The sequence below is a fragment of the Phycicoccus avicenniae genome (assembly GCF_018139485.1).
Lineage (GTDB): Bacteria > Actinomycetota > Actinomycetes > Actinomycetales > Dermatophilaceae > Phycicoccus > Phycicoccus avicenniae.
Map to the genome: position 1 here is coordinate 219,623 of NZ_JAGSNF010000004.1, position 20,907 is coordinate 240,529.

Sequence of the window (20,907 nt, forward strand, 5' to 3'; positions counted from 1 at the left end):
TCCGGCGTCCGTCGATCCCGCAGGGTCAGCGGCGACGGGGGTCGGAGGCCCGGGCCACGACCCGCATGACGAGGGCGGTCCCGGCGATGAACAGGCTGCCGACGACGAGCGCGACGGAGAACACGAGCGCCTGACGGCCGGGGCTCGTCGCGACCGCGACCGAGGCGAGGCCGTCCCCGGTGCACGTCATCTCACGCCCCGCGAAGGCCTCCGAGACCGGCAGGGCCTCGACGTGCTCGACGCCGTCGACGTCGATGGTGTCGGGGAGCACCGGGGGCACGGCGGAGCCGGACCGGGACAGCTCGCCGAAGGTGCACGTGACCGCCGACCCGGCGAGGTCCGCAGGGGCGACGAAGACCGCGGCGTCCCCGTCGACGTCGTCGCCGAGCGTCACCGGTTCGCCGGGGGCGGCCCGCAGCGCCACCGACGGCGCGGCCGAGAGCGCGACGACTCCGAAGGCCAGACCCGCGAGCAGGACGACGGCCGAGCCGGTGAGCACGAGGGGCCAGAACCGGGCGGACGAGTACGGGAACGACGAGGCCGGCATGGGAGGATCATCCCAGTTCGGACCGACGTCGACCCGAGGGAGCACGGCATGACCACGCGTCACGTGCTGTGGGCCGTCGGGGGCGTCGTGGCGGTGGGTGTCGTCGTGGGGATCCTCGGGACCGTCGGGGTGGTCGCCGGCTCGAGCGCGCTGAGCGTGGGGTCGGCCGTCGTGCTGCGGACGGTGCTCTCCCTGCTGGGCCTGGGCTTCGTCGTCGTCGTCCTCGCGCGACGGGGGCCGTGGGACCGGCCGCTCCCGCTCGTCGGTGTCGCTGCGGGCGGGCTGCTCCTCGACCCTCTCCTGTGGTCGGCGACGGCCGAGGCCGGGGGACCGCTCTTCGGCGTGGCCCTCACGGGTTCCACGGTCGCCGGCCTCCTGCTCGACGTCGTCGTGTGGCTCGGGCTCGCCGCCGGGACCGCGCTCGTCGGGCTGCGCGGCCACGACGAGGACCCCCGCCGGCTGCGCTGACCGGACCCCCGCCGGCCGCCGGGCGGACCGGCCCGGCTGTCGGGGAGGGGGACCCGGGCCCGGGACCAGGCCCCTGGGCCCTGGGGCCGGACCCTCCCGCGCCGGTAGCGTCGGCCACGTCCGTCGAGCCGTCCCGGGGGGAGACCCGTCATCATGACCCAGCGAGGGGGAGCGCGGTCCGCGTGGCACGAGCGGGGGGCCACGGCCGCCGAGTACATCGGCATCGCGCTCATCGTGGGCGTCGTCGTCGCGGGGGTGGCGCTCGTCGTGAACTCGACGTCGGCCACGGAGCAGGTCCAGCGGGCCTGGTGCATGGTCACCGGCGGGTCCGACTGCGGCGCCGGTGGCGGGGACGGGGACGGGCAGGCGGCGGCCGAGGACGACGCCCCCGAGGACTCCGACTTCGAGCCGGACAAGTGCACGATCCAGCAGACCGGCGACAGCTACAGCTCGGTCATCAAGATCGGGTTCGTCGAGATCGGCGAGAACGCCGGGTTCGTCGTCACCGAGTACAGCGACGGGACCGTGACGATGACCGCCTCCAACGGCGGCGAGATCGGTGCCACCGGTGGCTTCGGGGCCGACGCGGCCTTCGGCCAGCTCGAGGCGGGGGCGTCGGTCGACTTCGGCGGCGGCGTCGAGTTCGACTACGGCAGCACGTGGCAGTTCGAGTCGATGGACCAGGCCGAGCAGTTCCGCGACCAGCTCGACGACTACCTCTACGACCAGTGGGCGCTCACCCACCCCGCGTGCGCCATGGGGGTCTGCATGCCGCGGCCACTGCTCGGCGCCGACCCGCCGCCGGTGCCGTCGACGAGCTTCGGCGGCATCGCGCTCACCGGTGACGTCACGGGCGAGCTCGGCATCTCGACGACGACGGGCACGGCGCCGCTCACCCAGGCGGCGATGACCCAGCAGGGGGTCACCGCGCAGCTGGGCGGAAGCGCGCAGTGGACGGTGACGAACGACAACAAGGGCACGCCGGACGACGCCGAGGACGACACGCGGACCTACGTCACCGACCTGTCGCTCAACGCCGAGCTCACCGGGCAGATCGCGCTCGCGACGGGGGGCACGGGGTCGATGGCCGGGATGTCGCTCTCGATCACCCGCAACTCCGACAACGTCATCACCGAGGTCCAGATCGTCTCCACGAGCGAGGTGAGCTCCAGCGGGGGCGGGTCCGCCGACGGCGAGGTGACCCAGGGCTCGGGCGACAACCAGAACAGCGCCGGCGGCGGCATCACCGGCGGGACGACGGACGGCGACGTCGTCGTCACCGAGACGACGCTCCAGCTGGACCCGGAGGACGCCGCGAGCCAGCAGATCGTCACGGACTGGCTCGGCGGCACCGGGAACTACGCGTACCCCGGCCTCATCTCCCTCAACGCCGTCGACCCGTCGCAGGCCGACCCGGACGACCCGTTCGCGATGCTCATGCACAACAACGCGACCTCGAGCACGGTCGCCTACGACCAGGTCACCGACGCGCAGGGCTTCGCGCTCAACGTGAAGTTCGGCCTGGCGTTCGGGGCGGACTTCACGATGGAGTCCGAGGAGACGACGGCGACCGAGGCGGCCTACCTCGGGGCGCCGCAGCCGGACGGCACGAGGCCGGCCGTGCCCTACGAGGCCTGCGTGGAATGATCGGCACCGGATCGCGACGCGGGAGGACACGATGACGACGATGCGCACGGTGGCGGCGCTCCTGGCGGGGCTGGGGCTCGCCGTGACGACCGGCTGCTCGGGGGGCACGGCCGGGTACAGCGAGGTCGAGGTCGGGCACCTGACCCTCGAGCGGCCCGAGTCCTGGTCGGAGGAGCCGGCCACGGGCGAGCTGTGGACCCAGCGGTACGTCGGCGACGGCATGGAGCTGCAGGTCTCCGGGGAGTTCAGCACCGACCCCACGGCATCGGCCGCCTACAGCCGTCTCGACCTGCCCGCGACGGTGCAGCTCGAGGGATACGAGGGCAGCGGGGTCGACAACGCGACGGTCGAGGGCGCCGACACCGCCGTCCGCAGCGACTTCACCTACACCGAGGACGGCACCCCGCACCAGGGCGTGTGGGTGATCGCGGGCCAGTGGCCGTCGCCGTCGACCGCGGCCATCGCGATCACCGGGGAGACCCTCGACGCGACCGTCGTCGACCAGATCATCGCCTCGCTCCGGTTCAGCAGGACCGGCGGCGGCTCGTGAGCCCTCGCCCGGTCCTCCTCGCGGCGGTCGTCGACGTCGCGGTCGTCCTGCTCCTGCAGTCCCTCGTGCTCGCGCTGCCGATCGTCTCGGCCCCGGTCGGTGCCCTCGTCGGTGCCGGGGTGCTCGTCGCGCTCGTCCGCCCGGTGGGGCGGGACGCCGTCCTCGCGGCCGCGGGCGTCGGCGTCCTCGGGGCCTTCGCCTCGCTCGCCGGCCTCGCGGCGCAGGGCGTCCCGGTCCTGTCCCCGACCTACCTCGTCGGCTGGGTCGTGACGCTCGTCGTCTCCGGCGCGGTCGGTGCCGGGGTCCTGTGGACGGTCGGCCGCACCGCCCGTCCCGGCCTGCGCTGAGCGCCGACGCACGACGACGCGGGCGGCCCCTCGAAGGGAACCGCCCGCGTCGTCGTGTCGCGTGCTACGGCGCAGGACTCGTCGTGATCACGACCGGTACCGCGCCGTAGGTCGCGAGTCCGGGGGCGCTCAGCGCTCCTCGTCGCCGGTGATGAAGGCCTCGAGGCGGGTGCGGCCGACCTCGTCCGGGCGCTGCTCCGGCGGGGACTTCATGAGGTAGGACGACGCCGAGAGCAGCGCGCCGCCGATGCCGCGGTCCTTGGCGATCTTCGCCGCGCGGATGGCGTCGATGATGATGCCGGCCGAGTTCGGGGAGTCCCAGACCTCCAGCTTGTACTCGAGGTTGAGCGGGACGTCGCCGAAGGCGCGACCCTCGAGGCGGACGTAGGCCCACTTGCGGTCGTCGAGCCACGCGACGTAGTCGGACGGGCCGATGTGGACGTTGCGGTCCTCGGTCTTGCCCGCGAGCTCGCCGGTGAGGTTGCTCGTCACGGCCTGGGTCTTGGAGATCTTCTTCGACTCCAGGCGCTCGCGCTCGAGCATGTTCTTGAAGTCCATGTTGCCGCCGACGTTGAGCTGGTAGGTGCGGTCCAGCTGGACGCCGCGGTCCTCGAAGAGCTTCGCCATGACGCGGTGCGTGATCGTCGCGCCGACCTGGGACTTGATGTCGTCGCCGATGATCGGGACGCCCGCGGCCTCGAACTTCGCGGCCCACTCGGGGTCGGAGGCGATGAAGACCGGGAGGGCGTTGACGAAGGCGACGCCGGCGTCGATGGCGCACTGGGCGTAGAACTTGTCGGCCTGCTCCGAGCCCACCGGGAGGTAGGAGACGAGGACGTCGACCTGCGCGTCGCGGAGGGCGCCGACGACGTCGACCGGCTCGGCCGGGGACTCGTCGATCGTCTGCGCGTAGTACTTGCCGATGCCGTCGAGGGTGTGGCCGCGCTGGACGGTGACCCCGGTCGTCGGGACGTCGGCGATCTTGATCGTGTTGTTCTCGGAGGCGTTGATCGCCTCGCCGAGGTCCTTGCCGACCTTCTTGTCGTCGACGTCGAACGCGGCGACGAACTCGACGTCGCGGACGTGGTACTGCCCGAAGACGACGTGCATGAGGCCCGGCACGGTCGTGGCCGGGTCGGCGTCCCGGTAGTAGTGGACGCCCTGGACGAGCGAGGACGCGCAGTTGCCGACGCCGACGATGGCGACGCGGATGGAACCCATGGTCTTTCTCCTACGGAGGTCGGTGGGTGGACGGGTGGACGGCCGACGGGGCGGGTGCCCCGCCGCCCTACGGCTGGGGGCCGGGGTCGGTGGGGTGGCGCCGCTCGGCGTCGATGAGCTCGGAGAGCCACCGCACCTCGCGCTCGGTCCGGTCCTCACCGTGCTGCTGGAGGGCCGCGGTGTACGCGTCCATCCGTTCCCGGCGGGCCGTGGAGACCTGCCGGACGTTGTCGAGCCGCTCCTCGAGCCGGGAGCGCCGGCCCTCGAGGATGCGGAGCCGCACCTCGCGCTCGGTGCGCGCGAAGAAGGCGAACCGGACGTCGAAGCCGTCGTCGTCGTACGCCGAGGCGTCGGTGCGGGCGACGAGGTCGGCGAAGTGCTCCTTGCCGGCCGCGGTGAGCTCGTAGACGACCCGAGCGCGCTTGCCGCTGCCCGCGGTGTCCTCGGCCTCGGCGATCAGGCCCCGCGTGAGCAGGGACTTCAGAGCCGGGTAGAGCGTGCCGTAGGACAGCGCCCGGAACGGCCCGAGCGCGAGGTCGAGCCGGCGACGCAGGTCGTAGCCGTGGGTCGGCCCCTCGTGGAGCAGGCCGAGGACGGCGAACTCGAGCAGCTGGGCGCGGCGCGACACCATCGGGCTCCCTCCGTCCTCACGCGCGATGACCGGTCCGGTCGATGTATCGCTCGTGAACGTAGCACAGATATATCGTGTCGATACATCGACGGTCCCGCCGCCGGTCAGGGACGTGCCGCGCCGCCCGTATGGAGCGCACGCCCAGGATCGGCCGCCATACTTGCTCCTCGGACGCGACACCCTCGCGTCCGTCCGTTCGCCCCGACACCCCCGGAAGCCGATGACGACTCGTAAGCCCCGTACCCGCGCCGAGGCCAAGCGCGCCACGAACGGCCGACGCACCCGCAGCGGCGGGGACGGCACGTCCACCCGCCGGACCTGGGCCAGGCGTGGCCTGTGGGCCGGCCTCGTCGCCGCCGTGCTCGGCGTCGTCGGGCTCGGCATCGCCTACGCCCTCACCGACGTCCCCGAGCCGAACGAGATGGTCACCGCCCAGGCGAGCGTCGTGTACTACGCCGACGGCGAGACCGAGATGGCGCGGCTGTCCGAGGACGGGGGCAACCGCGAGTCGGTGCCGCTGTCGGAGATCAGCGAGGACATGCAGCACGCGATCCTCGCCGCCGAGGACCGCAACTTCTACGAGAACAGCGGCATCAGCCCCACGGGCATCGCCCGGGCCGTGTGGGTCGCCGTCAAGGGCGGGGAGGCGACCCAGGGCGGCTCGACGATCACCCAGCAGTACGTGAAGAACTACTTCCTCACCCAGGACCGCACGATCACCCGCAAGGCCCGCGAGATCCTCATCTCGCTCAAGGTGGACCGGCAGCTGTCCAAGGACGAGATCCTCGAGAACTACCTCAACACGATCTACTACGGCCGCGGCGCCTACGGCATCGAGACCGCCGCGGAGGCCTACTTCGGCGTCACGGCGGCCGAGCTGACCCCGGCCCAGTCGGCGGTCCTCGCCTCGGTGATCCGCGGACCGTCGCTCTACGACCCCCGGCTCGGCGAGGAGCAGCAGCAGAACGTCGAGACGCGCAGCAGCTACATCCTCGACGCGATGGTCGACCAGGGGTGGCTGGACTCGGGGCAGCGTGCCGACGCGACCTTCCCGGAGGTCGCCGCGTACCGCCAGCGCCAGTTCACCGGGACGAACGGCTACGCCGTCGACCTCATCAAGACCGAGCTGGTCGACAAGCACCGGCTCACCGAGTCCGACATCCAGCGTGGCGGCCTGCGGATCGTGTCGACGATCGAGAAGCCGAAGCAGGACGCGGCGGTCGCGGCGGTGGACGAGCAGCGGCCCGAGGGGCACGACGACATCCACGAGGGCCTGGTGTCCATCGAGCCCGGCGACGGTGCCGTGCGTGCCCTCTACGGCGGCCGCGACTTCTCCGAGCGCCAGCTCAACGACGCGACGCAGGCGACGATGCAGGCCGGCTCGACGTTCAAGATCTTCTCGCTCATCGCAGCGCTGCAGAGCGGCGACGTGAACCTGCGGTCCACGTTCGACGGGTCGAGCCCGCAGTTCCTCGAGGAGTTCGCGGACCCGGGTGCCGACTCCGAGAACGCCCGCGAGGGTCGGGTGAAGAACTTCGGCGACGAGTCCTTCGGGTACATCTCGGTCCTCGACGCGACGCGCAGCTCGGTCAACACGGCCTACGCGCACATGAACATCGAGGCCGGCCCCGAGAACACGATGCAGGCCGCCGAGGACGCCGGGGTGCGCTCGGAGCTGCAGGCCAACCTGTCGAACGTCCTCGGCACGGACTACGTCACCGTCATGGACATGGCCAACGCCTACGCGACCATCGCGGCGCAGGGGGTGCGGGCCGAGCCCTACCTCGTCAGCGAGATCCGCTTCCTCGACGACTCCCTCCCGACGATCGAGGCCGAGCCGCAGACCCAGCGGGTCTTCGAGGAGGACCTCATGGCGGACGTCATCACCGCGATGCAGGAGCCGGTCCAGGGCGGCACCGCCCGCTACGTCGGCGAGAACCTCGGCCGGCCGGCCGCGGGCAAGACCGGCACCTCCGAGAGCTTCCGCTCCGCGTGGTTCGACGGCTACGTGCCGCAGCTCGCGACCGCGGTCGGGATGTACCGGTCCGACCCGGAGAGCGGCGACGAGCTGCGGATGGAGGACCTCGAGAACGCCGGGAGCATCACCGGCGGGTCCTACCCCGCGCGGATCTGGACCGAGTACATGAAGGTCGCCCTCGAGGGGACCGAGGTCCAGGAGTTCCCGGAGGCGGCCTACATCAACGAGGACGCCGCGCCCCCGCCCCCACCCCCGGCGCCCGAGCCCGAGCCGGAGCCGGAGCCCTCGCAGGAGCCGACGCCGACCGAGGAGCCGACGCCGACCGAGGAGCCGGAGCCGACCCCGACGCCGGAGCCGACGGAGCCGGAGCCCACCCCGGAGCCCTCGCCGTCGCTCACCGTGCCGCCGCCTCCGACCGACGGGCCACCGACGCCGTCGCCGCAGGCGTCCCCGCCCGAGAGCGGCTGACGCCCGCGCGCCGATGAGGACCGGGTCGGGGGTGCCACCACGGCTCCCTGCAGGGGCGAGCACCCCGGCCGGGGGGCGTCGTGGCGCGTCCGCCCCGCCGCGGGCGCGCGGGCCGGCGGCGCTCGCGCCGGTCGTCCTCCTCCTCTCGCTGCCGCTCGTCGTCGCCGCCTTGCGCCAGGCGGCGTGCGCCTCCGGGGGGTGGGAGGGGCGCGAGCCGGTGTGGCGCCAGTGCGCGTCGCCCCTGTTCGCCTCGCTCGTCGGCGACGGCGCCGGTCGTGGCCTCACGGCGTTGCTCGCCGGCCGGGTCCCGCTCGAGGTCCCGCCCGTGCCCGCGGTCGTCACGACGACGCTGGCGAGCCTCGCGCCCGGGCCGGGCCTGCCGCAGCAACGCGGCGTGCTGCTCCTCTGGCTGGCCGTCGCCGCCCTCCTGCTCGCCGGGCTCGTCGTCCTCGTCGGCACCGTCCACGGTCATCCGGAGGCCGACCCGGTCGCCCTCGCCCTGTCACCGGTCCTCGCCCTCACGGTCCTGCTGTCCGCCGACCTCGTGCCGGTCACCCTCGCCGTCGCCGCCGTGTGGGCCTGGTCGCGTCGCCGCCCCGAGCTCGCCGGCGTGCTCGTCGCGCTCGCCGTGCTGGGCGGCCGCCCGGCCCTCGTCGTCCTCCTCGCCCTCGTCCTCACCCCGCCCCCGCGGGTCCGTACCCCCGTCCGCCGTCTGCTCACGGCGGGTGGGGCCACCGGTCTCCTCGTCCTCGGTCCCATCGTCGCGCTCGACCTCGGGCTCGTGACCCGCCCCCTCGTCGCGTGGTGGACCGTCGGGGCGGCGAGCGGGTCGCCGTGGTTCGTCCCGACGCTGGCCGGGCACCCGGTCCGGCCGTGGCACGCGGCGCTGCTGTCGGTCGGGGGGCTCGTCCTCGCGGCCGTCATGCTGCTCGTCCTCTCCCGGCGCCGGCCCCGTCCGGCGACGGCGGACCTCGCGCTCCTCGGGCTCGTCGTCGCCGTCGGCACCGGGTCGTCCGCGCCGGTGTCCGCGGCGCTGTGGCTCGTGCCCTTCGTCGCCCTCGCGGGCATCGGGTGGCGCGACCACCTGCTCTGGGCGGGTGTCGAGGCGGTGCACGCCGTCGCCTGGTTCGGCCTGCTCACGGGCGAGGACGACCCGGGCCGCGGGCTGCCCGCGGGGTGGTACACGCTCGCCCTCGTCGGCCGGCTCCTCGTCCTCGGCCGGCTCGCCTGGGTCGTGTGGTCCCGCGCGAGTTGGGGACCGGGCGCGCTGCCCGGTACGCTTGACCGGTTGCCCACCGTGCCTGTGGACAAGGCCCGGGCCGATGTGGGCGGCAATGCATACCCTCCTGTCACGGAAGGACCGTGACCGTTCAGACCGAAGGAGGCGGGGTAACGCATGCGTGAGTACGAACTCATGGTCATCCTCGACCCGGAGCTCGACGACCGGACCGTCCAGCCCCAGCTGGAGAAGTTCCTCAAGGTCGTCACGACCGACGGTGGCTCCGTCGACACGATCGACGTCTGGGGCCGGCGCCGCCTGGCCTACGAGATCAAGAAGAAGGCCGAGGGCATCTACGCCGTCGTCAACTTCACCTCGGAGCCGGCCACGGCCAAAGAGCTGGACCGCCAGCTCGGCCTCAACGAGCAGGTCATGCGGACCAAGCTCCTGCGCCCCGGCGCCTGAGCCTTCCGTCACCAGCCCACCGAGAAGACCCACGAAGGGGACCCGTCATGGCAGGCGACACCATCATCACGATCGTCGGCAACCTCACCGCCGACCCCGAGCTGCGCTTCACCCCGTCCGGGGCGGCCGTCGCGAACTTCACCGTCGCGTCGACCCCGCGCCAGTTCGACCGCCAGAACAACGAGTGGAAGGACGGCGAGACGCTGTTCATGCGCTGCTCCATCTGGCGCGACGCGGCGGAGAACGTCGCCGAGTCCCTCCACCGGGGCACCCGGGTCGTCGTGACGGGCCGGCTGAAGTCGCGCTCGTTCGAGACCAAGGAGGGCGAGAAGCGCACCGTCATGGAGCTCGAGGTCGACGAGGTCGGCCCGTCCCTGCGGTACGCCTCGGCCAAGGTCACCAAGGCCGAGCGCGGCGGTGGCGGCGGCTTCGGCGGTGGTGGTGGCGGCGGCTTCCAGCAGAACGACCCGTGGGCCACCGGCGGCCAGCCCCAGCAGGGCGGCGGCCAGGGCGGCTACGGCGGTGGCCAGCAGCCCCCGCAGCAGCCGCAGGGTGGTCAGCAGGGCGGCGGCTGGGGCCAGGCGCCGAACTACGACGAGCCCCCCTTCTGACCGTCGGCCGCACGGCCTGACGGCACACCACACGACAGACCCCATCCCTGGGAGACCAGGGCTCATCCGCCGGGAGCCCCCGGCAGAAGGAGAGCACCACGATGGCCAAGCCCGCCATTCGCAAGCCGAAGAAGAAGGCCAACCCGCTCAAGGCGGCGAAGGTCGAGAACATCGACTACAAGGACGTCGCGCTGCTGCGCAAGTTCATCTCCGACCGCGGCAAGATCCGCGCGCGTCGGGTGACCGGCGTCTCGGTCCAGGAGCAGCGCCTCATCGCCAACGCGGTCAAGAACGCCCGCGAGATGGCGCTCCTGCCCTACTCGAGCTCGTCCCGCTGAGCGAAGGAGCCAGAACGATGAAGGTCATCCTCACCCACGAGGTCTCGGGTCTCGGCACCGCCGGTGACGTCGTCGACGTCAAGGACGGCTACGCCCGTAACTTCCTCTTCAAGCGCAGCCTCGCCACGCCGTGGACCAAGGGCGGCCAGAAGCAGGTCGACGCGATCGCCAAGGCCCGCGCCAGCCGCGCCGTGAAGTCCCTCGAGGAGGCGCAGTCCATCAAGGGCAACCTCGAGGCCGACGCCGTGCCCGTCACCGCCCACGCCGGGAGCAGCGGCCGCCTCTTCGGCGCCGTCTCGACCGCCGACATCGCGGCGGCCGTCAAGGAGAACGGCGGCCCCGACCTGGACCGTCGCACGATCGAGGTCCCGACCCCGATCCGCCAGGTCGGCACGCACACCGCCTTCGTCCGCCTCCACCCGGAGGTCCGGGCGACGGTCGCGCTGGACGTCGTCGCCGGCTGACGGACGACACGTCCTCGACGAGGGCCCCGGACCGGCACGGTCCGGGGCCCTCGTGCGTCGCCGGATGTCGAGGGATTGTCGAAAGTCGTGACCTTCCCGTGACCTTGCTGCAAAAACCCTGTGCGACAGCGTGTCCCGGTTGCGCGAGTGCTCTTCGGGGATCCGGGGGTGGTGGGGGCGGCTGGTCAGGCGGTCACCCGCTGACCTACCGTGGGCGGTTGACCGAGTGCTGTCTTCCGACCTCGTGAGGAGAACGACCCGTGTCCGTCACAGACCGACCCGACGCGCGATCCGCGGAGCCCGATCCGCCGACGCCGCCCACCTCGGGTGACAAGATGATCACCGCGCCCAGGGTCTTCTGGCCCGCGCTCGGCATCCTCGTCGCCTTCGTCGCCTTCGCCCTGATCTTCCCCACCGCGATGGGCGACACCTTCTCCGCCATCAGCGACGCCGTCGTCGGTGACCTCGGCTGGTACTACATCCTCATCGTCAGCGGCTTCATCGCCTTCTCGATCTGGGTGGCCGTCGCCCCCATGGGCCGCGTCGTCCTCGGCAAGGACAACGAGAAGCCGGAGTTCGGCCTCGTCCCGTGGTTCGCCATGCTCTTCGCCGCCGGCATGGGCATCGGCCTCGTCTTCTGGGGGGTCGCCGAGCCGCTGAGCCACTTCGCCTCGCCCCCGCCCGGGACCGGTGAGAGCGCCGCCGAGCGCGCCCGCGCCGCGACGGACGTCACCTACCTCCACTGGGGCCTGCACGCCTGGGGCATCTACGTCGTCGTCGGTCTCGCGATGGCCTACGCGATCCACCGCAAGGGCCGCCCGGTCTCCATCCGCTGGGCCCTCGAGCCGCTCCTCGGCGACCGCGTCAAGGGCGTCCTCGGCGACGTCATCGACGTCATCGCCGTCGTCGGCACCCTCTTCGGTGTCGCGACCTCCCTCGGCTTCGGCGTCTCCCAGGTCGCCGCGGGTCTGGACTTCATGGGCGTCGTCGACGGCGCCGGGACGGGCCTGCTCGTCGCGCTCGTCATCGGCATCACCGCGATCGCGACGATCTCGGTCGTCACCGGTCTCGACAAGGGGATCAAGATCCTCTCGAACGTCAACATGGGGCTCGCCGGAGGGCTGCTGCTCTTCGTCCTGCTCCTCGGCCCGACGGTCTTCCTCCTCGGTGACTTCGTGTCCTCCGTCGGCAGCTACGTGTCGAACTTCTTCCGCCTGTCGTTCCAGACCCTCGCCTTCGAGGGCGAGGACGGCACCTCCTGGGTGTCCGGCTGGACGACGTTCTACTGGGGCTGGTGGATGAGCTGGGCGCCCTTCGTCGGCGTCTTCATCGCCCGCATCTCCCGCGGCCGGACGGTCCGCGAGTTCGTCGCCGGCGTGCTCCTCGTCCCGACGGTCGTCACCTTCCTGTGGTTCGCCGTGATGGGCGGGTCCGGCATCCACCGCGAGATCTTCGGCGAAGGCGGCATCATCGCCGAGGACGGCACCGTGTCGACCGACGCCGCGCTCTTCCAGCTGCTCGACGGCCTGCCGCTGTCCGGTCTGCTGAGCGTCGTCGCGCTCGTGCTCATCGTCGTCTTCTTCGTCACGAGCTCGGACTCCGGCTCGTTCGTCGTCGACATGCTCTCCAGCGGTGGCGACCCGCACCCGCCGGTGTGGAGCCGGGTCATGTGGGCCGTCCTCGAGGGTGCCGTCGCGATCGCCCTGCTCCTCGCGGGCGGTGGCGGGCTCGACGCCCTCCAGACGGCGGCGATCCTGCTGGCCCTGCCGTTCTCGTTCGTCATCATCGGCATGGTCGTCGCCACGACGAGGGCGCTGCTGCGCGAGAACGGACGGATGGACCGCGCCGAGCGCGGCCTGCTCGCCGACGAGATCGCCGGGCAGATCGCCCGTCGCTCGGACTTCCGCGACGCGGTGCAGACGCCGCCGGACGAGAAGGTCCCGGAGAGCGCTCTCGACCGGGCCGGCCACGACCGCCGGACCCCGGAGGGTGCGGCGCCGCCCGCCGCCACCCGGGACGCTCCCGAGAAGCCGTGACCTGACGGTCGCCCCACGTGGCCCCGCCGACGTCCTCGTCGGCGGGGCCACGTGCATGTCCGGGTGGGCCCGGCGGGTGGGCCGGCTGTCGGGGGCGCCACCTATCGTGGCGGCATGGCTCGGACGGCGACACGCAGCAGCTCCCGCGGTGCGGCGACGTTCCGCTGCACCGAGTGCGGCTGGCAGACCGCCAAATGGGTGGGCCGGTGCGGTGAGTGCCAGGCGTGGGGCAGCGTCGCCGAGGTGGGCACGGTCACCGCGCGGACGGCGGCCGCCCCGGTCACCCGGCCCGCGGTCCCCATCGCCGAGGTCGACGCCAGCCACGCGACGGCCCGGCCCACCGAGGTCGCCGAGTTCGACCGGGTGCTCGGCGGCGGGCTCGTCCCCGGGGCGGTCGTCCTCGTCGCGGGCGAGCCGGGCATCGGGAAGTCCACGCTCCTCCTCGACGTCGCCGGCCGCGCCGCCCGGTCGGGGGTCGCCGGCGAGCGACGTGTCCTCTACGTGAGCGGCGAGGAGTCCGCGGCCCAGGTCCGGGCCCGGGCCGAGCGCATCGAGGCGATGGCCCGCACCCTCTACCTCGCGAGCGAGACCGACCTCGCGACGCTCCTCGGCCAGGTCGAGCAGGTCGACCCCGAGCTGCTCGTCGTCGACTCCGTCCAGACCGTCTCCAGCGCAGAGGTCGAGGGCGCCGCCGGCAACGTGGCACAGGTCCGCGAGGTCGCGGCGTCGCTCATCGCGCTCGCCAAGGCTCGGGGCATCGCCGTGCTCCTCGTCGGTCACGTGACGAAGGACGGCTCCATCGCAGGACCACGCGTCCTCGAGCACCTCGTCGACGTCGTCGTCCAGTTCGAGGGCGACCGGCACTCCCGCCTCCGTCTCGTGCGGGCCGTGAAGAACCGCTACGGACCGACGGACGAGGTCGGTTGCTTCGACCTGTCCGACGTCGGGATCGTCGGGCTCGCCGACCCCAGCGGCCTGTTCCTCTCCGGCCGCACCGCCCAGGTGCCCGGCACCTGCGTCACCGTGACCCTCGAGGGGCGCCGGCCGCTCGTCACCGAGGTGCAGGCCCTCGTCACCCAGTCCTCGCTGTCCACCCCACGTCGGGCGACCAGCGGTCTCGACGCGGCGCGGGTCAGCATGGTCCTCGCCGTGCTCGACAAGCGGGCGTCGGCCCCGATCGGCGGCAGCGACGCCTACCTCTCGACGGTCGGCGGGGTCCGCCTCACCGAGCCGGCCGCCGACCTCGCCGTGACCCTCGCCCTCGCCGGGGCCATCACCGACCGACCGCTCCCGGACGGCACGGTCGCCTTCGGCGAGGTGGGCCTCGCCGGCGAGATCCGCCCCGTGACCGGGGCTCACCGCCGGCTCGCCGAGGCCGCGCGGCTGGGCTTCCGCCGCGCCGTCGTGCCCACCGGTGTGCTCGGTGCGGGGCCGGTCCCGGACGGCATCGACGTCCTCGAGGTCGGGACCGTCCGCGAGGCGGTGGGCCGCGCCCTGCACCCCGGCGGGTGAGCGGGCCCTCGCGGCGCCGGCCGCCGGATCGAGACCACGTCGTGACCTCGGCGGCGGTTAGGATGCGCGGGAGAATGGCCTGGCGTTCCTCGCCGGCCGCGGGGCCGAGGAGCGGTGAAGGAGCATGAGCGTGCCCGTCCAGTCCGACGACGAGCTGCTGCGCGCCACCCTGGCCGCGGTCGCCCCCGGGACCGAGCTGCGGGACGGTCTCGAGCGCATCCTCCGCGGCCGCACCGGCGCCCTCATCGTGCTCGGCCACGACAAGGTCATCGAGCAGATCGCGACGGGCGGCTTCCCCCTCGACATCGAGTTCTCCGCCACCCGGCTGCGTGAGCTCGCGAAGATGGACGGCGGGGTCGTCATCGACCGCGACGTCACCCGCATCCTGCGCGCAGCGACCCAGATGCTCCCGGACGCCGGCATCGAGACGAGCGAGTCCGGCACCCGGCACCGCACCGCCGAGCGGGTCGCGAAGCAGTCCGGCTTCCCCGTCGTCTCGGTGAGCCAGTCGATGCGCATCATCCAGCTGTACGTCGCCGGCCGACGCGTCGTCCTCGAGGACTCCAGCGCGATCCTGTCCCGGGCGAACCAGGCCCTCCAGACCCTCGAGCGGTACAAGGCCCGGCTCGACGAGGTGACCGGCACGCTGTCGGCGCTCGAGATCGAGGACCTCGTCACCGTCCGGGACGTCGCGAACGTCCTGCAGCGGCTGGAGATGGTCCGGCGGATCAAGGACGAGATCGCGGAGTACGTCGTCCAGCTGGGCACGGACGGCCGTCTGCTGAGCCTCCAGCTCGAGGAGCTGACCGGCGGTCTGTCCGACGACCTCGGTCTCGTCATCCGCGACTACCTGCCCGAGGCCAAGGCCGGGTACGCCCACGCCGAGGCCGTCGCCAACCTCGTCGCCATGGACAACACCGAGCTCCTCGACCCGGCGGCGGGCGCGAAGGCGATGGGCTTCACTGTCGTCGGCGACGCCCTCGACTCCTCGGTCAGCCCGCTCGGGCACCGCCTCCTGTCGAAGGTGCCGCGCCTCCCCGGCGCCATCGCCGGTCGGCTCGTCGAGCACTTCGGCTCGCTGCAGAAGCTCCTCGCCGCCAACGTCGACGACCTGATGACCGTCGACGGGGTCGGTGAGGGCCGGGCGAGGCTCGTGCGTGAGGGCCTCTCGCGGCTCGCCGAGACGAGCATCCTCGAGCGCTACGTCTGACGTGGCGGGCCTTCCCACCGCGCCGGCCGACCTCCACGAGCGGGTCCTCGACTGGTTCGCCGTCAACGCACGGCCCCTCCCGTGGCGGGACCCGGCCTGCACGCCGTGGGGGGTCCTCGTCTCCGAGGTGATGTCCCAGCAGACCCCGGTCGCCCGGGTCGAGCCGGTGTGGCGGACGTGGCTGGAGCGCTGGCCGACGCCCGCGGACCTCGCCGCCGAGTCGCCGGGCGAGGTCGTGCGGGCGTGGGGCCGGCTCGGCTACCCGCGCCGGGCGCTGCGCCTGCGCGACGCGGCGGTCGCCGTCGTCGAGCGGCACGCCGGCGAGGTCCCGGCCGACGAGGAGAGCCTGCGCGCGCTGCCGGGGGTCGGGGCGTACACGGCGGCGGCGGTCGCCGCGTTCGCGTTCGGCCGGCGCAGCGTCGTCGTCGACACCAACGTGCGCCGGGTGCTCGCGCGGGCGGTCGAGGGGCGGGCGCTGCCGTCGCCCGCCCTCACCGCGGCCGAGAGCCGGCTCGCCGCGACGCTCGTGCCCGAGGACCCGGAGCGGGCCGCCCTGTGGAACGTCGCCGTGATGGAGCTCGGAGCCCTCGTCTGCCGTGCCCGTGGGCCGGAGTGCGACCGCTGCCCCCTGCTCGACCGGTGCGCCTGGGTCGCCGCCGGCAGCCCTCCGGACGACGGGCCCGCGCGTCGAGGCCAGGCGTGGCACGGCACCGACCGGCAGGTGCGCGGCGCGCTGGTGCAGGCCCTGCGTGAGCAGGCCGACCCCGTGCCGCGCCCCGAGCTCGAACGGACGGTGACCTCCCGGCTCGGGATCGTCGGGGCCCCGGCGGTCGAGCAGGTCGACCGGTGTCTCGCCTCCCTCGTCGAGGACGGCCTCGTCGAGCCGGTCGAGGACGCCTTCCGCCTCCCCGCCTGACCGCCGCCCGCCGCCGGTCTCGACCATCCCGACCCGCGCGGAGTGGCGTCGAGATCGGGCAACACGCACAGGACGCGGCCCAGTTCCCTGCGTCTTGCCCTATCTCGACGGAGCGGTGGCGGGTGTCCGGACTCCGCACGGGCAGCACCGGGGTCCGTGGAACGTCGTGGCGTCTCCGGCCCGTCGCCCGGGACAATGACGGCATGACCGACACCGTGACCCACCGCACCGCCGAGGAGCTGGAGGCGTTCCTCCCGCAGCTGCACGCGGCCCCGCAGGACCGCGGCACCCTGGACCTCGTGGTCCGCCGCCCGCGGGTCGGCGAGCGGGAGGTGCTCGACGAGGGCGAGCTCGACCTCGAGCTGGGGCTCGTCGGCGACTCGTGGAAGGACCGGCCGAGCAGCCGCAGCGCCGACGGCGGACCCCACCCCGACATGCAGCTCAACGTCATGAGCACACGGATGATCGGCTTCCTCGCCGGCGACGCGGACCGCGTCCCCCTCGCGGGCGACCAGCTCTACCTCGACCTCGACCTCTCGCACGACAACCTCCCGGCGGGCAGCCGGCTCGTCATCGGCGACCCACGGGCGCGCGGCGCGGTCGTCGAGGTGACCGACCAGCCGCACACCGGGTGCGCGAAGTTCGTCGAGCGGTTCGGCGCCGAGGGGATGCGCTTCGTCAACGGCAGGGTCGGCCGACCGATGCGGCTGCGCGGCCTCAACGCGAAGGTCGTGGTCCCGGGGCGGGTGCGCCCGGGAGACCTCGTCGTCGTCGAGCGCCCCTGACCGGGGACCCGCGCCGGCGGTGCGGTCCCCGCACGGGGCCCTGAGGCCGCACCCGGCTGCGCAGGCCCGTGGCCGGCCCGCACACGACGACGGCCCGCCCCCGGGTGGGGACGGGCCGCCGTACGACGTCGGTCGCGGTCGCGGTCAGCGGTAGACCGGCTGCGCCTGCGGGTTGAGCTCCTCGAGCGTCACCTTCTTCGCCTGCTTGAGGCTGGGCTCGGTGATGTCGAGGACGTCGAAGCCCTTCTGGATGTCGGAGCTGAAGACGTGGCCGTTGTAGTAGTACGCCGACCACGTGCCACCGACGGTCGCCGGGGCGAGCGGACCGCGCTCGAACCACCCGAGCTCACGCGGCTTCTTGGCGTTCGTGAAGTCCCAGAGCGAGACCCCGCCCTGGTACCAGGACTGCACCATGACGTCCCGCCCGTTGACGGGCACGATCGAGCCGTTGTGGGCGACGCAGTTCTCGCTGTCGTCCTGGTGGCGCGGGATCTTGAAGTACGACGCGAAGGTTAGCTCGTTGTCCTTGCTCAGCGTGTAGATGGCGTTGGCGCCCCGCGTCGGGCCGATGTCGGCGTTGCACGTCGCCGCGCCGCCACCGCCGAGCTCGTCGGTGAAGACGACCTTGGTGCCCTTCTGGTTGAACGTCGCCGAGTGCCAGAACGCGAAGTTCTCGGTGTCCTGGACCCGCTCGACGACGACCGGGTTCACCGGGTCCGAGATGTCCATGATGATGCCGTCACCCATGCAGGCCCCGGCGGCGATGTCCCGCGACGGGAAGGTCGTGATGTCGTGGCAGCCGCTCGTCGCGGAGTAGCCGTGCCCCTCGGAGTCCGTGCCGCCGGGGTTGCCGCCGTCGGGGAAGAGGTTCGGGACGTTGACGACGGCCGCGGACGCCGGGTCGGCCTTGGGGACCTCGACGATCGAGATGCTGTCGTGGGGGGTCGTGCAGTCCGGGTAGCTGTCCCGGGGGCCGTAGCTCGAGACGTAGACGTAGTCCGAGTCCTCACCGGGCACGAGCGAGTTCGTGTGCGAGCCGCAGTCCGTCTCGACGGCGGTGACGTAGGCGGGGGCGGTCGGGTCGGAGACGTCGAAGACCTTGATGCCCTCCCACGAGTCCTTCACCGTCGCCGACTGCGTCGTCGAGGAGCACGAGTCGTCCGAGCGCGAGCTGTCCGTCGACAGGTAGAGCAGGTCGCCGGAGACCGTCACGTCGTTCTGCGACCCCGGGCAGTTGACCTGGCTCAGGGTCTGCGGGTCCGAGGGGTCGGAGATGTCGTAGATGACGAAGCCCTGGTAGTTGCCGACGTACGCCCGGTCCCCCTGGAAGGCGATGTCGGTGCCGAACTGACCGACGAACGGACCGGTGTGCGGCACGTTGGCCAGGTGCTCGATGTTCGCGCTGCGCCCGACCTGGTCCGGCGCGAGGTCGGTGCCGGACAGCCCGACCCCGTCCCCGGCGGAGGCCGCGCTCACCCCGCCCCCGAGCACGAGCGCCGCTCCGGCCACGGTGGCGGCGAGACGGAACCGTCGCATGTCCACTCCCTCTCCTCGTCGGCCGGCGCCAGGTGGTGGTGCCGGTCCGGTGGTCGCCCCACTGTGCCGTCGCCAGGGCCACCGGTCGGTCTGGCGTGGGTAAAGACTCGGCAAGGGAGTCGCCGGGGTCGCCCCGGGCCCCCCGTCCTGCCCGCCACCGACCTACAGTGACGCGATGCGCCCGTCCCGACCCTCCCTGGCGCCGGCCCGCGCCGCGGTCGTCGGCGTCCTGCTCGCCGCCCTCGCCGCCGGCTGCTCCGGCGACCCGGTCGCCACCCCGGAGCCCAACCCCGGCAGCGTGCCCGTGCTCCAGCCGGGACGCCCCGGCGAGCCGAACGCCACGCTCAGCGGGCCGGGGGCGACCTCGGTACCGGTCCCGACCGCCTCGAGCGAGGACGCGCGGTTCCTCCAGGAGATGATCGCCCACCACGCCCAGGCCATCGTCATGGTCGAGAGCGTCGGCGACCGGTTCGGCGACGACCGGGTCGCGAGCCTCGCCTCCCGGATCCGGGACGAGCAGGGGCCGGAGATCGAGGCGATGGCGACGTGGCTGCGCGGCCACGGCGAGGACGTCCCCCCCGAGGCGACGAACCCGCGGCTGTCGGACCACTCCTCGCACGCGGGGATGCCCGGCATGGCGTCCCGGGCCGAGCTGACCCGGCTGTCGGGTCTGTCCGGGGCCGAGGCGGACACCTTCTTCCTCGCGATGATGATCCGCCACCACGAGGGTGCGCTGACGATGGTCGACGAGCACGCCGAGGCCGCGGCGGACGAGCGCGTCCAGGAGATCTCGGCCGACATCGCCGTCGTCCAGACGAAGCAGATCGCCCAGATGCAGGAGATGCTCTCCGGGGGCTCCTGACCCGGGGCGGTCCCCGGCGCGGCAGGATGCCCCCATGCCCGAGGGACACACCCTGGCCGCGCTCGCCCGCGACCTCCACGCCGCCTTCGCCGGGACGACCCCGACGGTGACGAGCCCCCAGGGGCGCTTCGCGCAGGGCGCGGCCCGCGTCAGCGGACGGCCCTTCGTCGGCGCGACCTCCCGGGGCAAGCACCTCCTCCTCGAGTTCGGGGACGAGCAGTGGGTCCACGTCCACCTCGGCCTCATCGGGACCTTCACCGTCGACGCGGGTGACTGGACCGCCGAGGCGCCGGTCACCGGGGCCGTCCGGATGCGGCTCGCCACCCCCGAGCACGTCGCGGACCTGCGCGGCCCGATCGTGTGCAGCGTGCTCACCCCCGAGGAGGTCGCTGCGGTCCTCGCGCGGCTCGGACCCGACCCGCTCCGGCCCGACGCCGACCCGGAGCGTGCGTGGCAGCGGATCCACCGCTCCGGGCGCAGCGTCGCCGAGCTGCTCATGGACCAGGCCGTGCTCGCCGGGGTCGGCAACGTCTACCGGTGCGAGGTGCTCTGGCGGCACCGCCTCTCGCCGACGACCGCGGGCCGCGACCTACGGCCGGCCTCGTGGAGCCTGGTGTGGGACGACCTCGTCCGGCTCATGCCGCTCGGGGTCGCGACAGGACGGATCGTCACCGTCGAGGAGCAGGTGCTCGAGGTCGAGGCGGCGCTCGGACGCGGCGAGCGGCCGCGGCTCACGCGGCGGACCTCCTCGGTCTACAAGCGGGAGGGGCTCCCGTGCGAGCGGTGCGGGTCCCGCATCCGTGCCCGGCTCGTCGCCGGGCGCACGCTCTACTGGTGCGGCCGCTGCCAGCGGCGACGGTGAGTCCGGGTCGTCCGTTCGGCCGAGGCGTCCCTCGGCCGTCCGGTCAGGCTCGACGAGGTGGCCTGGGATTTCCTCCCGCGGAACGGCGCTGGGGATGCGGACCGGCCGATGTCTTCCTAGGCTGTGACCGCTCTCAGGAGCATTCACCCTGCTCACAGGTGACATCCAGCACGTGTTGCCGCTCCCGAACCCCCTGCATCAGGAGCCCCGGTGGACTCGCATCCTCCTCGACCC

General features: G+C 73.1%; 21 protein-coding genes. 17 read left to right on the forward strand and 4 right to left on the reverse strand.

All coding sequences use genetic code 11. From position 1 onward, the window contains the following. Positions 1-25: 25 nt before the first annotated feature. A complete protein-coding gene (locus KC207_RS05015) occupies positions 26-547 on the reverse strand; it encodes a hypothetical protein (protein WP_211601802.1) in 522 nt (173 codons plus the stop codon). A gap of 48 nt (positions 548-595) precedes the next feature. Here KC207_RS05015 and KC207_RS05020 point away from each other — a divergent pair, with 48 nt between their 5' ends. The 4 genes from KC207_RS05020 (at position 596) to KC207_RS05035 (ending at position 3,559) form a co-directional block, all read left to right on the forward strand. Beyond that, on the forward strand, positions 596-1,015 hold the full coding sequence (locus KC207_RS05020) for a hypothetical protein (RefSeq protein ID WP_211601803.1): 420 nt from the start codon (positions 596-598) through the stop codon (positions 1,013-1,015). A gap of 153 nt (positions 1,016-1,168) precedes the next feature. After that, complete coding sequence (locus KC207_RS05025; protein ID WP_211601804.1) at positions 1,169-2,662, forward strand: hypothetical protein; 1,494 nt, start codon at positions 1,169-1,171, stop codon at positions 2,660-2,662. Between the two features lie 31 nt (positions 2,663-2,693). After that, entirely contained in the window at positions 2,694-3,212 is a 519-nt protein-coding gene (locus tag KC207_RS05030) for a hypothetical protein (RefSeq protein WP_211601805.1), read from the forward strand. Next, entirely contained in the window at positions 3,209-3,559 is a 351-nt protein-coding gene (locus KC207_RS05035; protein ID WP_211601806.1) for a hypothetical protein, read from the forward strand. Before KC207_RS05030 ends, KC207_RS05035 begins: the two co-directional genes overlap by 4 nt. A gap of 129 nt (positions 3,560-3,688) precedes the next feature. Here KC207_RS05035 and KC207_RS05040 read toward each other — a convergent pair whose 3' ends face one another. After that, complete coding sequence (locus KC207_RS05040; RefSeq protein WP_211601807.1) at positions 3,689-4,780, reverse strand: inositol-3-phosphate synthase; 1,092 nt, start codon at positions 4,778-4,780, stop codon at positions 3,689-3,691. Positions 4,781-4,847: 67 nt separating this feature from the next. Then, positions 4,848-5,411 carry a PadR family transcriptional regulator gene (locus tag KC207_RS05045; RefSeq protein WP_437179120.1) on the reverse strand — a complete coding sequence of 188 codons (564 nt, stop codon included), beginning with the start codon at positions 5,409-5,411 and terminating at the stop codon, positions 4,848-4,850. A gap of 220 nt (positions 5,412-5,631) precedes the next feature. Between KC207_RS05045 and KC207_RS05050 the strand changes: the two genes are divergently transcribed. The 11 genes from KC207_RS05050 (at position 5,632) to KC207_RS05100 (ending at position 17,413) form a co-directional block, all read left to right on the forward strand. Continuing rightward, entirely contained in the window at positions 5,632-7,857 is a 2,226-nt protein-coding gene (locus tag KC207_RS05050) for a transglycosylase domain-containing protein (protein ID WP_211601808.1), read from the forward strand. Between the two features lie 31 nt (positions 7,858-7,888). Next, positions 7,889-9,223 carry a glycosyltransferase family protein gene (locus KC207_RS05055; protein ID WP_211601809.1) on the forward strand — a complete coding sequence of 445 codons (1,335 nt, stop codon included), beginning with the start codon at positions 7,889-7,891 and terminating at the stop codon, positions 9,221-9,223. Positions 9,224-9,253: 30 nt separating this feature from the next. Beyond that, positions 9,254-9,541: a 30S ribosomal protein S6 gene (gene rpsF / locus KC207_RS05060; RefSeq protein WP_211601810.1), complete on the forward strand. Its 288-nt coding sequence runs from the start codon at positions 9,254-9,256 to the stop codon at positions 9,539-9,541. A gap of 47 nt (positions 9,542-9,588) precedes the next feature. Then, complete coding sequence (locus KC207_RS05065) at positions 9,589-10,152, forward strand: single-stranded DNA-binding protein (RefSeq protein ID WP_211601811.1); 564 nt, start codon at positions 9,589-9,591, stop codon at positions 10,150-10,152. Positions 10,153-10,253: 101 nt separating this feature from the next. Then, the gene (rpsR, locus tag KC207_RS05070) at positions 10,254-10,490 is read left to right on the forward strand and encodes a 30S ribosomal protein S18 (protein WP_030526145.1); all 237 of its coding nucleotides are present in this window, start codon (positions 10,254-10,256) and stop codon (positions 10,488-10,490) included. Positions 10,491-10,507: 17 nt separating this feature from the next. Further along, positions 10,508-10,954 (forward strand): 50S ribosomal protein L9, encoded by a 447-nt coding sequence (gene rplI / locus KC207_RS05075; protein ID WP_211601812.1) that lies wholly within the window; start codon positions 10,508-10,510, stop codon positions 10,952-10,954. Between the two features lie 335 nt (positions 10,955-11,289). Then, positions 11,290-12,990 carry a BCCT family transporter gene (locus KC207_RS05080; RefSeq protein WP_211601813.1) on the forward strand — a complete coding sequence of 567 codons (1,701 nt, stop codon included), beginning with the start codon at positions 11,290-11,292 and terminating at the stop codon, positions 12,988-12,990. A 114-nt stretch (positions 12,991-13,104) separates the two neighbouring features. Then, entirely contained in the window at positions 13,105-14,502 is a 1,398-nt protein-coding gene (gene radA, locus KC207_RS05085; protein ID WP_211601814.1) for a DNA repair protein RadA, read from the forward strand. 130 nt (positions 14,503-14,632) lie between these two features. Further along, positions 14,633-15,712: a DNA integrity scanning diadenylate cyclase DisA gene (gene disA, locus KC207_RS05090; RefSeq protein ID WP_437179121.1), complete on the forward strand. Its 1,080-nt coding sequence runs from the start codon at positions 14,633-14,635 to the stop codon at positions 15,710-15,712. Between the two features lies 1 nt (position 15,713). After that, positions 15,714-16,628 (forward strand): HhH-GPD family protein, encoded by a 915-nt coding sequence (locus KC207_RS05095; protein ID WP_249138567.1) that lies wholly within the window; start codon positions 15,714-15,716, stop codon positions 16,626-16,628. 203 nt (positions 16,629-16,831) lie between these two features. Further along, entirely contained in the window at positions 16,832-17,413 is a 582-nt protein-coding gene (locus tag KC207_RS05100) for an MOSC domain-containing protein (RefSeq protein ID WP_211601816.1), read from the forward strand. Positions 17,414-17,557: 144 nt separating this feature from the next. On the opposite strand, the gene KC207_RS05105 is transcribed toward KC207_RS05100, so the two are convergent. After that, the gene (locus KC207_RS05105; protein ID WP_211601817.1) at positions 17,558-18,949 is read right to left on the reverse strand and encodes an LVIVD repeat-containing protein; all 1,392 of its coding nucleotides are present in this window, start codon (positions 18,947-18,949) and stop codon (positions 17,558-17,560) included. A 175-nt stretch (positions 18,950-19,124) separates the two neighbouring features. Here KC207_RS05105 and KC207_RS05110 point away from each other — a divergent pair, with 175 nt between their 5' ends. Together KC207_RS05110 and KC207_RS05115 are read left to right on the forward strand one after the other, a co-directional pair. Continuing rightward, positions 19,125-19,811, forward strand: coding sequence for a DUF305 domain-containing protein (locus KC207_RS05110; RefSeq protein ID WP_211601818.1), 687 nt, complete (start codon positions 19,125-19,127; stop codon positions 19,809-19,811). 34 nt (positions 19,812-19,845) lie between these two features. Further along, positions 19,846-20,673, forward strand: coding sequence for an Fpg/Nei family DNA glycosylase (locus KC207_RS05115; protein WP_211601819.1), 828 nt, complete (start codon positions 19,846-19,848; stop codon positions 20,671-20,673). Positions 20,674-20,907 lie beyond the last annotated feature (234 nt).